Below are 12,598 nucleotides of genomic sequence, written 5' to 3' on the forward strand. Positions count from 1 at the left end.
CGTGGCTCGTGGGTGGTGGGAAGCACGGCGGCCGGATGCGGTGGGGGAATCCCGAACGCCGTGGCGTGGGCGGGCCCCACGGGGTATGCGCTCATGCCGGTGGCCGGACCCCGCGGCCCGGCCACCGCTCACCGGTCGGCAGCGCGGTCAGCGCGCCCGCCGGGTCGCGCGCAGGACGACGTCGTCCACGTGGTGGGTGCTGACCGCGCCGGGGGGCCGGGGCCGGGTCTCGTGGATCTCGACGTCCCAGGTGTCCGGGTCGGTGGTGAGCGCGGCGGCGACCTCGTCGACTCCGACGAAGGCCTCCGGGTCGTACATCCGGGTCTGGGTAGCCACGTCCACCGGGTCGCGCAGGGGAGTGAGGTCGTGGTGCACGACCAGGAGCGTGCCGCCCGGGGCGACGGCGGCGAGCAGGCTGCGCAGGCCGCTCCGGTCGGGGGTGCGCTTGAACGAGCCGTACTGCAGGGACACCAGGTCGAACGCCTCGGCGCCGAAGGGCGTGGGATCGTTGGCGTCGCTGCGCAGGAGGTCGACGGCGAGTCCGCGCCGGTCCGCCTCGGCGCGCACCCGGGCGAGCGCGTTGCCGGAGATGTCGGTGGCGGTCACCTTCCAGCCGCGCTCGGCCAGCCAGAGGGCGTCGGCGCCCTCGCCGGTTCCGACGTCGAGCGCCCGGCCCGGGGGCAGGGCGGTGACCTCGTGGACGAGCGTGCCGTTGGGGTTGCCGCTCCAGGCCCGGTCCGGGCCCCCGTAGCGGTGGTCCCAGTCGGTCTCCTCGCCCGAACGCCGGACGGCCGCGTGCAGGTCCTCTTCGGCGAGACTGAAGGCGATCATGGCGCCGACCTGGCTGCCCTGGGCGGCCGACGGCAGCACCTGCAGGCTCGGGTCGGTGACGTTGCCCGCCGCGTAGATCCCCGGTACGGCGGTCTCGCCGCGCTGGTCCACCGTGAGGACGTCGCCGGCGCCGGTCGGGTGCGCTGTGGCGGTGAGCCCGGTCCCGGCCAGCATGTCGACACGTGCCCGGAACCGCGGGCCGACCACGACGGCGTCGGCCTCGAGGACGCGACCGTCGCCGAGTTCGACTCCGGACACCTCGCCCTCCGGCCCGGTGAGGACCCGGCCGACCTCGCGGCGTTCGACGGCGACGCCGGAGGCGGCGAGGGCGTCGACGGCCTCCTCGTCGAGTCCGGCCGGATCGTGCAGCACGACGGTCAGCCGGTCGGTCAGGTGCCGGAACAGCGGGGTCGGGTGGAGGCCGAGAGGGTGGGTGACGATCTGCACCAGGCGCCGGTCGCGCACTTCGAAGCCGTGACAGAACGGGCAGTGGATCACGCCTCGTCCCCATCCCTCGGCGACGCCGTCCAGGGCGGGGAGCTCGTCGGACAGGCCGGTCGCGGCCAGGACGCGGCGGGCCGTGAGTGCATGCCCGCCGGTGAGGTCGAGCCGGAACCGGCCGTCGTCGCGACGGTGCACCCCCATGACCCGGCCCGAGAGCACCTCCCCGCCGTACGCGCGTACCTCGGCGCGCCCGGTCTCCCTCAGCTCGTCGGGCGCGACGCCCTCGTGCCCCAGGTACCCGTGCATGTGCGCGGCCGGGGCGTTGCGCGGGGTGCCGTCGTCGACCACGACGACGCTGCGTCGCTGGCGGGAGATCTGCAGTGCGGCGGCGAGTCCGGCGGCCGAGCCGCCGATGACGGCGACGTCGCAGTGCCGCTCCTGGGCGGGGTGCTGGGTGTGGCTGTCGTGGTCGGTGTCGTCGGAGTGCTCGGCGTGCTCGGCGTGCTGGGGGTGGGCCGAGGTGCGGGTCTTCGCGGGGTGGTCGCTCATGGGTCCGACGGTACGACGCCCGGCGGTACCCGCAAAGCACCTTGCGGAATCAGCAAGAAGGCGGCAGGGTGGAAGCATGCACGGAGTCGCCGACATCGAGGCCCTGGCGCGGTCGCGCCTGCGCAGCATGCGCACCACCCTGGGGTATTCCCTCGACGAACTGGCCGAGCGCACCCACCTCAGCCCGTCGACCATCAGCCGTGTCGAGACGGGCAGGCGCACGCTGAGCCTCGACGTGCTGGTGCCACTGGCCAACGCCCTCCAGGTGAGTCTCGACGCGCTCTTCGAGGTGCCCACCGACGACGACGTCGTCATCCGCCCGGTCGCCCACAGCAGCGGCACGCGGACCACGTGGCCGCTGAGTCGTCCGGACGGGCGCACGGTCGCGATGAAGATGCGCCTCGAACCGTCCGACGCGCCGCCGAGTCAACGAGTACATCCGGGCCACGACTGGTTCCTCGTGCTCGAGGGCCGCGCGCGTCTGTGGCTGGGTGAGCGGCAGATCGACGTCGACACGGGGGAGGCGGCGGAGTTCGCGACGATGGTCCCGCACGCGATCACGGCCCTGGACGCTCCGGCCGAGTTGATCATGGTGTTCGACCGTGAAGGGCAGCGCGCCCACGTGCACCAGTGAGGCGGCTCGGGGCGGATGCCGGCGGGCGGAAGCCGTCGAGCGGCCCGGGGGCGCACCGCCGGCCCTTCCCTCAGGAGACGTCGGGGGTGGTGAAGCCTCGGAAGGTGACCGGCCTGCGTGAGGTGAAGCCGAGCCGTTCGTACAGGGAGATCGCTGCGGTGTTCGCCTCCGCCACGTGGAGGAAGGGCCGTTCGCCGCGCGCCACGATGCGTGCGGCGAGCGCGGTGATGAGGCGGGAGGCGTGGCCCTTCCCGCGTGCCTCGGGTGCGGTGCAGACGGCGCTGATCTCGGTCCATCCCGGAGGGCGCAGGCGCTCTCCGGCCATGGCCACCAGGACGCCGTCGGACCGGACGCCCAGGTAGGTGCCGAGTTCGTGGGTGCGCGGCCAGAAGGGTCCCGGCTCGGTCCGGGCGACGAGATCGAGCACGTCGGGCACGCTGTCCGCACCCAGTTCGACGAGGTCGGTGCCTGGCGCGGATTCCGGCCGGCCGGGGCGGGCGTCGCCGTTCCAGATCATCTGACGGCCCTCCAGGGTGAAGACCGGCTGCCAGTCCGGCGGCGGGAGGGACGGGCAGCTGAACATGTCGGCGAAGGCGCCGGGGCCGAGCAGCCGGGCGAGGTCGGCCCAGTCCTGAGCGTCCGGGTCGGTGGCCACGGCGGAGAAGGTGGCCACGTCCGTGAGGTAGGTGGCGGCGGCGCCGGCTCTTCGGGCGAAGGCCGCGTGCCGGCCGCCGAGCGACCGGCCCACGGGGTCGTCGAGGACCGGGTCGTCGAGGAACGGATCGTCCAGGGCCGGCTCGTCGTCGTTCGTCATGGCGCAGTTCCTTTCCTGCGGGCAGCGGGTTCGGCCGGATGGTGGCCGGTCTCGTCGGGTCACCGCCCGCGCGGCCGTCCACGTCCTCGCACGTGCCGCGGCGCGGACTCCGGTCCGGGGCGTGGCGCGCGTCGGACGCCGTCCGTGCCGGGATCCGCCACGGTCGGCAGGCGGCATGCCGGCCGTGGGTGCGAGCCGTGCGGGCGTTCGTTCAGTCTCTCCCGCCCCGGGGCGTCGGCAGGCGGCGGGCCCCGTCCCCGTACCGTGGACGGAGCCGAGGAAGCGTTGGTTGGGGCGCCGTCGCACGACCGGCGGGCCGGGCTTCTCCCGGGAGCCTCGCGCACCTGACGGGCCATAAGCAAAAGCTGACGGTCCGACAAAAGGTCTATGTGATCTACGAGTTCATTGCAGCTATGCTGCCGAGGGCTCGGAGCGCTGACGCAGTGGATCTCCTCTGCCGCTCCCTGTCCTGTTGCCGTGTCGAGGGTGTGCGCCTCGGCTGACCGGTCTTCCCGTCGCTGGACGAAGAACACCGCCTGTTGCGCGCGTCGCTTCAATATTGTGAGGATGCTGATGGTTCGTGCTGGATCGTCCCCCGGAGTCCCGCGGTCCGTACCTGCGGTGGCGTGGTTCCTGCCCGCCGCCGTGACGGCGGCGGTGACGGTCGTCGCCGCCCTGCTGGTGCAGCCCGTGGCGCGCGCGGCGGTCGTCTGGTGCGGTGCCGCGGCCACGCTCGCCGTCGCCGCACTCGCGGCGGAGGTGGCCCGCCGCGGCGCGGCGGCCGCCGCCGAGCGGGCCCGGCACGCCGAACGGGAAGAGGCGCTGCGCAGCCGCCTGATCCAGCAGGAGGCGGCCACGACGGCACTGGCGCAGCAGCGGCTGCCCGAGGCCGTCGAGCGCCTGCAGGAGGGCGAGTTCGCCGAGGACGTCCTGCTGTCCACGGAGTCCACCGGGGACGGGCTCAGCGACGAGTTCCGGGCAGCTCACCGGGCGCTGCTGCACAGCGTCGTCCAGGCCGTGCAGGCCGAGGAGACGCTGCGGGACTCCGCGCAGCGCGGTGTGGTCAACATCGCCCGCCGTGTGCAGGCCGTCATCCACCAGCAGGCCCGCGACCTGCGGGAGATGGAGGAACGGCACGGCAGCCGGCCCGACTTCTTCGCCGACCTGCTCAAGCTGGACCACGGCACCGCGCTCATCGGCCGCCTCGCCGACAGCATCGCCGTGCTGGGTGGGGCACGCCCCGGCAGGCAGTGGAGCAAGCCAGTGGCCCTCTACAGCGTGCTGCGCGGCGCGATGTCCCGCATCACCGACTACCAGCGCGTCGAGCTGCACTCGGTCGTCGACGTGGCGATCACCGGCCCGGCCGTGGAACCGCTCATCCACGCGCTCGCCGAACTGCTCGACAACGCGACCCGGTACTCGCCGCCCAAGGCGAAGGTGCACCTGACGGCGAGCGAGGTCCACGCGGGTGTCGCCGTCGAGATCGAGGACGGCGGCGTCGGCCTGAGCGAGGAGGCCAGGTCCCGCGCCGAGCAGATGCTCAAGGAGGCGCAGGCCGGCATCGACCTGAACGACCTGGGCGAGGCGCCGCGCCTCGGGCTGGCCGTGGTCGGCCGCCTGGCCAGGGCCTACGACTTCCAGGTGTCGCTGCCGCCGTCCGCCTACGGCGGGGTGCGGGCCGTGCTCGTCGTGCCCAAGCAGCTGGTCACCACGGCGCCGGTCACAGTACGCGCCCACGGCATCGGTGCCGCTCCCGGCGCCGCCTCGCGCGCGCACACCCCGGCGGACGCCGGATCGGGCGGCGGTGTCCGCCCCGGTGCCGGACACGAGCCGCGGCGGGCGGCGACCGCCACCCCGGCGCCGGCCCACGGTCTCCCCGAGGACGCCGAGGAGGCGGCTCCCGCGGAGGAGCCGGTGCGCAACGCGAACGGCCTGCCGCAGCGGCGCCGCCGGCGGCAGGGCCCGAACGGCCCGGGTCGCTTCGGTCCCGCGCGCCCGGCTCCCGCCGCTCCGCCGGTCGCGCAGGGAGAGGCCGCCACACCGGAGCCCGGCATGTGGATGGCCGACCTGGCGAGCGGGTTGTCCGGCGAGGGGCGCACGAGGCCGGCACCCCGCCACAGCAGCACAGACACGACGTCGGATGAGGGTGAGTGAGTGATGGATCGGCGGGTCGACATGGACTGGATGCTGAAGGACCTGGCGGAGAGCGTCCCGCAGACACGTCATGTGGTGGTGCTGTCCTCGGACGGCCTGTGCATGGCGCGGCACGCCACCGACCAGGACACCGCCGACCGGATCGCCGCCATCGGGTCGGGGCTGCAGAGCCTTTCGGTGGCGATCGCCGCGGAGTTCGAGCACAGCAGCGGCCGGATGCGGATGGTCGTCATCGAGGTCGACGGCGGCTTCATGTACCTGATGGCGGCCGGTGCGGGAGCGCATCTCGCCGTGCTGGCGGACGAAGGGGTCGACGCGGGTCTCGTGGGCCAGTGCATGCGTGACCTGGTGGCGCGTATCGGAGCCCACCTCACGAGCCCTCCGCGGCATGACGGATCCTCCGTATGAGTGGAGGAGACGAGGAGTGGGAGGACGCGGAGACGCCCGAGCGGCTCTACGTCATCACCGGGGGTCGCACCGACTCGCCGGAGACGGCGGGTCTGGGGCTGGTCACGCTGATCGTCGCCCGCGTGCAGCCGAAGGTCGGGATGCAGCCCGAACACGCGGCCATCCTGCGGATGTGCGGTGCCCCGCTGTCCCTGGCGGAGATCTCCGCATACCTGCGGCTGCCGGTCAGCGTGACCACCGTGCTGCTCACGGACCTGTTGGACGAGGAACTGGTGCAGACGCGCAACCCTGCATCCACGCTTCCGGACATCGCACTGATTGAGGCGGTAATCGATGGACTCAGCAAGCTCTGAGACGGTCACGGGGCCGCGGAGCGAGGACGCGCTGCCGTCGTCGACCAACGTGGCGGTCAAGCTCGTCGTGGTGGGCGGCTTCGGCGTCGGCAAGACGACGCTGGTCCGTTCGGTCAGCGAGATTCGTCCGCTGACGACCGAGGAGACGATGACGCAGGCCGGCGCCACGGTCGACGACAACACCGGCGTCGAACGGAAGACGGCCACCACCGTCGCGATGGATTTCGGCCGCATCAGCCTCAACCAGGAGATGGTCCTCTACCTCTTCGGCACGCCCGGACAGGAGCGGTTCTGGTTCCTGTGGAACGGCCTGTTCGACGGAGCACTCGGTGCCGTCGTCCTCGTCGACACGCGACGCCTCGAGGCGAGCTTCGACGTGATGGGCCGGCTGGAGGAGGCGTCGGTCCCGTTCATCGTGGCCGTCAACGCCTTCCCGGACGCCCCCTCCTACGCCGTGGACGACCTGCGCGACGCGCTCGACCTGCCGCCGACCGTACCGATCGTGGCGTGCGACGCCCGGCACCGCGATTCCAGCCGTGACGTCCTGATGACGCTGATGCACCACCTGCGTTCCCTGGCCACGACTTCGGAGGCGATGTGAACTCCCCGAACGAACCCACCGCCGGGCCGGGGCCGGCCGCACCACCGCCCGGATGCCCCGCGCACGCCGCCGGGGCGGACGGTCTGCGGCGTCTCTACGGGCCGGAGGCCGACGCCGACCCGATGGCGCTGTACGAGAAGCTGCGCGCGGAGCACGGGGCCGTGGCTCCCGTGCTGGTGCACGGGGACCTGCCGGCGTGGCTGGTGCTCGGTCACCGGGAGAACCTGGAGGTGGCGCGGACCTCGACACTCTTCAGCCGCGACTCGCGCCGCTGGCGCGACATGGCGGAGGGCAACGTGCCGCCCGACCACCCCCTCACGCCGATGACCGCGTGGCAGCCGCTGTGCGTGTTCGCCGACGGCCCCGAGCACGAGCGGCTGCGCCGCGCCGTCACCGACAGCCTGTCCCGGTTCGAGGCGCGCGGTATCCGTCGGTACGTCACCCGCTTCTCCCACCAGCTCGTCGACGACTTCGCCGCCGCGGGGCGGGCCGACCTGGTCGACCAGTTCGCCGCCCAGCTCCCGCTGCGCGTGGTCACGCAGCTGTTCGGCATGCCGGAGGACTACGGTCCCCGGCTCGTCGACGCGGCGCGCGACATGCTCGGTGGCACGGAGACGGCGGTGGCCAGCAACGACTACCTCACCGAGACGCTCCAGCAGCTCGTCGAGCGCAAACGCGTCACGCCCGGCCACGACGTGGCCTCCAAGCTCATCGAGCACCCGGCCCGGCTGAGCGACGACGAGGTGCGCGAGCACCTGCGCGTCGTGCTGGTCTCCGCCAACGAGCCGACGGTCAACCTGATCGCGGGCACCCTGCGGCTGGTGCTCACCGACCGTCGCTTCCGCGCGAACCTGGCCGGTGGCCACATGACGCTGCCGGACGCCCTGGAGCAGGTGCTGTGGGACGACCCGCCGATGACGACCAACCTCGGCCGCTGGGCGACCGGGGACATCGAGCTGGCGGGCAAGCGGATCAAGGAGGGCGACCTGCTGATCCTCGGCCTGGCCGCGGGCAACGCCGATCCGGCCATCCGCCCGGACACGTCCACCTCCCTGCACGGGAACCGCTCCCACCTGGCCTTCAGCGGCGGTCCGCACGAGTGCCCCGGCCAGGACCTGGGCCGGGCCATCGCCGACACCGGGATCGACGTCCTGCTCAGCCGGCTGCCCGACCTGCGCCTGGCCGTACCGGAGGAGGAGCTGACCTGGAACGCCTCGCTGATGTCGCGTCCGCTGGCCGCCCTGCCCGTCCGCTTCACCCCCGGGCGGCTCCGGGCGGCGAAGGGTTCGCCGGCCCCGGAGGAGGCCGCGGGCGCCGAACTCCCGCCCCAGCGCAGCGTTCCCTCCCCTCCGGCCCTCGCGGACGCACCCGGCCGGACGGCGCCCGGGGCTTCCACCTCCCGCCGGCCCTTCCGCCGTCTCCGGTGGCGCCGTTAGGGACGGTCCGGCCTCGCCGGTCCCGGGGCGGTTGTCCGGCCCGGGACCGGTGCGCGCATATGATGGCGCAATATGCCCTCTTGACATGCCAGTTCGATATCCGGGGTCTTGAGTGCCCCGGAACGATGTGATCCACTTCTGGCCGTCTTCGATACGCGATGCAGCCACCGCGATACCCCCGCGGTGGCTGCATCGGTGTGCCGTGGACCTGGTCGCGGTGCAGGCGGCTCCCCGAGACCCCGTGGAGAGCGGCCGTCCGCTGAACGACTGAGGTGATCGCTCGTGCACCACGGGTTGCTCGTCCCGCCCGTCTACTCTCCGATACCCCCGGCCATCCATCCGCGGCACCAGGCCGTCGACCGTCAGAACGCCGCATGGGCGCACGCCTTCGGCATCGGCTCGACGGAACTGCGTGACAAGCTCGTCGCCAGCGAGATCGGCACCTTCGCCGCGCGCATCCTCCCTGAAGGCGACGAAGACGTCGCCCGGCTCCTCGCCGACTTCATCCTCTGGCTGTTCGGCGTCGACGACGGCCACTGCGAGGAGGGAGAACTCGGCGCCGATCCCGGCCTGCTCGCCGGTGAACTCTCCCGTCTGCTGCGCGTCGCCCAGAACCCCGAAGCGCCGATGCTGCAGCAGGACCCCCTCGCCCACGGCCTGCGCGACCTGAGCCGCCGCATGGCCCACCACGGCACGCCCGCCCAGGTGACCCGCTGGGTGGACGCGCTGCGCGAGTACTTCCTCTCCGTGGTGTGGGAAGCCGGCCACCGCAGTCACGCGACGGTCCCCGACCTCAACGACTACACCCTCATGCGCCTCTACGACGGTGCCACCTCCGTCGTCCTGCCGCTGCTGGAGATGGGGCACGGCTACGAACTCGACCCCGGCGAGCGCGACCACCGGTCGGTCCGGGCCGCCGCCGAGATGGCCTACTTCGTCATCACCTGGGACAACGACCTCTTCTCCTACCACAAGGAGAGCCGCGCCGGTCAGCACTACCTCAACGTGCTGCGCGTCCTCCAGCACCACCGAGGACTGAACCCCGAAGACGCACTGCGGACCGCCGTCGCCCAGCGCGACCGCGTCATGGTGCTCTTCGAGAGGCTCTGCGACCACCTGACGTCCACCGTCGCCGGCCCGCGGCTGCGGCAGTACCTGCGCAGTCTCGGCCACTTCATCCGGGGCGCGCAGGACTGGGGCATCAGCTCCCACCGCTACACCACCCCCGACGACCCGGCACGGCTGCCCTCCACCTTCCTCGACGCCCCGACCGACGACAGCAGCGAGCCGCTGGACATCCCCTGCGTCGCCTGGTGGTGGGACCTGCTGCCGCGCGCGCAGGACACCCCCTCGCCCCCGCCGGCGCAGGAGACCCCCCTCACCGAACTGATGGCGAACTGACGGCCAGGTGCCGAGACAAGGAAACGCCGTGATGGCTGCAACCAGCGCCGCCGCGGTGCCACGAGCACCGGGCCGCATACCGCTCCTCGGACACGTCCTCCCGCTGGTCCGCCGCCCGCTCGACTTCATGCAGTCGCTGCGGCACACCGGCGACTTCGTGCGGGTCGACGTGGGAACCCTGCCCATCTACTTCGTCAACAGCGCCGAGCTGACCCACGAACTGCTCGTCACCAAGGCGCGCCAGCTGGACAAGGGACGCTTCTTCGTCCGCGCCCGCATCCTGGTCGGGGACTCCCTGCCCACCGCTCCCAGCCACATCCACAAACGGCACCGCCGGCTGATGCAGCCCAGCTTCCACCACGCCAAGATCGCCGGCTACGCCGCGACCATGGCCGCCCGCGCGCGTGCCATGGCCGACGCATGGACCGACGGCCAGACCGTCCAGGTCGACCAGGAACTCGCCGAGTTCTCCGTGGGCACCCTGGCCGAGACGATGTTCTCCGCCGACATCAGCCGGCCCGCCGCCGAGGCCGTCCGCGTCGACGTGCCGATCCTGCTGCGCTACGCCCTGCTGCGGGCCGTCACCCCGCGCCTGCTCGACCACCTGCCGATTCCGGCGAACCGGCGCTTCAACCAGGCGGCGAAACGGTTGCGCACGGTCATCGACGACGTCATCGCCGCCTCCCACAAGGAAGGCGACGTCGACTACAACGACCTGCTGTCCATGCTGCTCAACGCCCGCGACGCGGACACCGGGGAGAAGCTCACCGACCGCGAGATCCGGGACGAACTCGTCGCCATCATGTTCGCCGGCACCGAGACGACCGCCTCCACCCTCGCCTGGACCTTCCACGAACTCGCCAAGGCACCGGAAGTGGAGAAGAGGCTCCTCGCGGAGATCGACGAGGTGGCACCGGACGGGAACATCGCCTTCGAGGACGTCCCGAAGCTGACCTACACCCGGCAGGTGATCGACGAGATCGGCCGAATGCACTCGGTTCCCCTCCTCATGCGCCGCGTCACGAAACCGGTCGAACTCGCAGGACACCGCCTGGAGGAGGGCACCGAACTCGCCTTCAGCCTCTACGCCCTGCACCGCGACGAACGCCTCTACGACGACCCGCACACCTTCGACCCGGACCGCTGGCTGCCCGAACGCCGGGAAGGGCGGCCCCGTGAGGGGTACATCCCCTTCGGCGCGGGGAACCGCAAGTGCATCGGTGACGGCTTCGCGCTGACGGAGATCGCCATCGCGATGGCCACCGTCCTCTCCCGCTGGCGGTTCGAGCCCCTCCCGGGGCATGAAGTCCGCGAAGTCGCCTCCGCCGTGGCCCACCCGGACAAGCTGCCGATGCGGGTCGTGTCCCGCCGGACGTAGCCGCCGTCCGCCCGTCCGCCCGGCCGGGTCCCGTCCGGCCCGTGCCTCCGCGGACCGGGCGGGTCCCCGGCCGTTCCGCATCTGCGGGACCTCTCGCGCGGGGGTGCGTCGGCCTCCGACGGCCTGCAGAGGGCAGAAGCAGCCCGCCCCCCGGGGGCACATCCCTCAGCTCCCGTCCCGTGTGACGCTCTGTCGCGGGTCGGGGCGGCGTCCCGGATCGGGGAGAGGTCTCCGGGACGCCGTTCTCCACGCCCCCGCCCGCACCCTCACTTCATGCGGTCGGGGGCTTTCTCGTGTCCGGAACCACCGCCGGGGCCGTCGCGCCCATGCTCGTGGCGTTGAATCCGATCGCGCTTCTTCTCCGGTAGAAGGAGGCATGAATCTCTCGTCCGGGACGGAGGACCGCACCTGTCCTGTGAGCCCGCAAACCCCACTGCGGTCCCGCTGCGGCACGCAGACTCCGCACCCGGACGTGGACACTCCGGGAGCCGTGGAGGCACTTCTGGCCTCGTGGCTGGAGGACCGTGTGGTCGAAGCGGCTTCACTCGATGAGGTGTTCTGCGACGAGGTCGCACGGCCCGTGGCGGACTTCGTCCTGCGGGGCGGCAAGAGACTGCGGGCCTCGTTCCTCTGGTGGGGGTGGCGTGCGGCGGGGGGCTCGGGCCGGGAGCCCGAGGCGCGCGGCGCGCTGAAAGCCGCGGCCTCCCTCGAGCTGCTGCAGGCGCTCGCCCTGATCCATGACGATGTGATGGATCGCTCCGAGACGCGGCGCGGAAGGCCGGCCCTCCACATGGACTTCGCCGCCCGCCATCGCGGGGCGGGCATGAACGGCTCTCCGGAGGCCTTCGGCACCGGCGGTGCCGTGCTGGCCGGTGATCTCGCTCTGATGTGGGCCGAGGACCTGTTCGCCGAGGCGACACGCGAGCGTGCGGCTCCACGTGGCGAAGACCTCGGGTGGCGGGCCATGCGGGCCGAGATGGTCGCCGGCCAGTACCTGGATCTGCGCACGCAGGCCGTCGGAGCGTTCTCGCCCGAAAGTGCCCTGCGGGTGGCGGCGCTGAAGACGGCGGCCTACACCGTGCGGCGTCCGCTGGGCATGGGCGCGGCCCTCGCGGGCGCCTCCACGTACACCCGCAGGTGCCTGGAGGCCGCGGGGCACAGCGCCGGCCTCGCCTTCCAGCTCCGCGACGACCTCGACGGCGTGTTCGGCGACCCGGCCGCAACCGGAAAGTCGGCGGGGGAGGACGTGCGCGAGGGCAAGGCCACCTATCTGGCGGCCCTCGCGTGGCAACGGGCGGAAGCGTGCGAGGACCACCAGGCGCTCGAGGTGATGAGGCGCGTCTTCGCCGACTCCCACCTGGGCGCCGAAGCGCTGCAGGAGTACCGGCACGCGCTGGCCCGGGTCGGCGCACGTGACGCCGTGACCGAGCGGATCGAGGCACTGGTGAGGCACGCCGGCACGGAGCTTGCCCGCGCCCGGCTCGACTCCGACGCCGAGCAGCGGCTCGTCGACCTCGTCCACACCGCCACCCGCGTCGTCCCCGGAGCCCCGGGGGCCGCAACGGACCGGAGGAGTACGTGACGCGAACGGTTCC

Annotated in this window: 11 protein-coding genes; 9 read left to right on the forward strand and 2 right to left on the reverse strand. The window is 72.6% G+C overall.

Annotated features, from left to right (window positions below; all coding sequences use genetic code 11):
- Window positions 1-147: 147 nt before the first annotated feature.
- The gene (locus K304_RS0107075) at window positions 148-1,824 is read right to left on the reverse strand and encodes a bifunctional NAD(P)/FAD-dependent oxidoreductase/class I SAM-dependent methyltransferase (protein WP_027763178.1); all 1,677 of its coding nucleotides are present in this window, start codon (window positions 1,822-1,824) and stop codon (window positions 148-150) included.
- Window positions 1,825-1,900: 76 nt separating this feature from the next.
- Here K304_RS0107075 and K304_RS0107080 point away from each other — a divergent pair, with 76 nt between their 5' ends.
- The gene (locus tag K304_RS0107080; RefSeq protein WP_027763179.1) at window positions 1,901-2,458 is read left to right on the forward strand and encodes a helix-turn-helix transcriptional regulator; all 558 of its coding nucleotides are present in this window, start codon (window positions 1,901-1,903) and stop codon (window positions 2,456-2,458) included.
- Between the two features lie 70 nt (window positions 2,459-2,528).
- On the opposite strand, the gene K304_RS0107085 is transcribed toward K304_RS0107080, so the two are convergent.
- Complete coding sequence (locus K304_RS0107085; protein ID WP_051308035.1) at window positions 2,529-3,272, reverse strand: GNAT family N-acetyltransferase; 744 nt, start codon at window positions 3,270-3,272, stop codon at window positions 2,529-2,531.
- Between the two features lie 573 nt (window positions 3,273-3,845).
- Between K304_RS0107085 and K304_RS27750 the strand changes: the two genes are divergently transcribed.
- The 8 genes from K304_RS27750 to K304_RS27765 all read left to right on the forward strand — a co-directional run bounded on the left by K304_RS27750 (window position 3,846) and on the right by K304_RS27765 (window position 12,585).
- Window positions 3,846-5,426 (forward strand): ATP-binding protein, encoded by a 1,581-nt coding sequence (locus tag K304_RS27750; protein ID WP_037789439.1) that lies wholly within the window; start codon window positions 3,846-3,848, stop codon window positions 5,424-5,426.
- Between the two features lie 3 nt (window positions 5,427-5,429).
- Window positions 5,430-5,834 (forward strand): roadblock/LC7 domain-containing protein, encoded by a 405-nt coding sequence (locus tag K304_RS0107095; protein WP_199779575.1) that lies wholly within the window; start codon window positions 5,430-5,432, stop codon window positions 5,832-5,834.
- Entirely contained in the window at window positions 5,831-6,187 is a 357-nt protein-coding gene (locus tag K304_RS0107100) for a DUF742 domain-containing protein (RefSeq protein WP_027763182.1), read from the forward strand. The genes K304_RS0107095 and K304_RS0107100 overlap by 4 nt, the downstream gene beginning before the upstream one ends.
- A complete protein-coding gene (locus tag K304_RS0107105) occupies window positions 6,168-6,788 on the forward strand; it encodes an ATP/GTP-binding protein (protein ID WP_027763183.1) in 621 nt (206 codons plus the stop codon). The genes K304_RS0107100 and K304_RS0107105 overlap by 20 nt, the downstream gene beginning before the upstream one ends.
- Window positions 6,785-8,224, forward strand: coding sequence for a cytochrome P450 family protein (locus K304_RS27755; protein ID WP_037789440.1), 1,440 nt, complete (start codon window positions 6,785-6,787; stop codon window positions 8,222-8,224). Before K304_RS0107105 ends, K304_RS27755 begins: the two co-directional genes overlap by 4 nt.
- A 282-nt stretch (window positions 8,225-8,506) precedes the next feature.
- Window positions 8,507-9,625 (forward strand): selina-4(15),7(11)-diene synthase, encoded by a 1,119-nt coding sequence (locus tag K304_RS27760; RefSeq protein ID WP_051308038.1) that lies wholly within the window; start codon window positions 8,507-8,509, stop codon window positions 9,623-9,625.
- Window positions 9,626-9,656: 31 nt separating this feature from the next.
- A complete protein-coding gene (locus tag K304_RS0107120; RefSeq protein WP_027763184.1) occupies window positions 9,657-11,003 on the forward strand; it encodes a cytochrome P450 in 1,347 nt (448 codons plus the stop codon).
- Between the two features lie 490 nt (window positions 11,004-11,493).
- Window positions 11,494-12,585 carry a polyprenyl synthetase family protein gene (locus K304_RS27765; protein ID WP_051308039.1) on the forward strand — a complete coding sequence of 364 codons (1,092 nt, stop codon included), beginning with the start codon at window positions 11,494-11,496 and terminating at the stop codon, window positions 12,583-12,585.
- Window positions 12,586-12,598: the final 13 nt, after the last annotated feature.

The sequence above is a fragment of the Streptomyces sp. CNS606 genome, assembly GCF_000426325.1.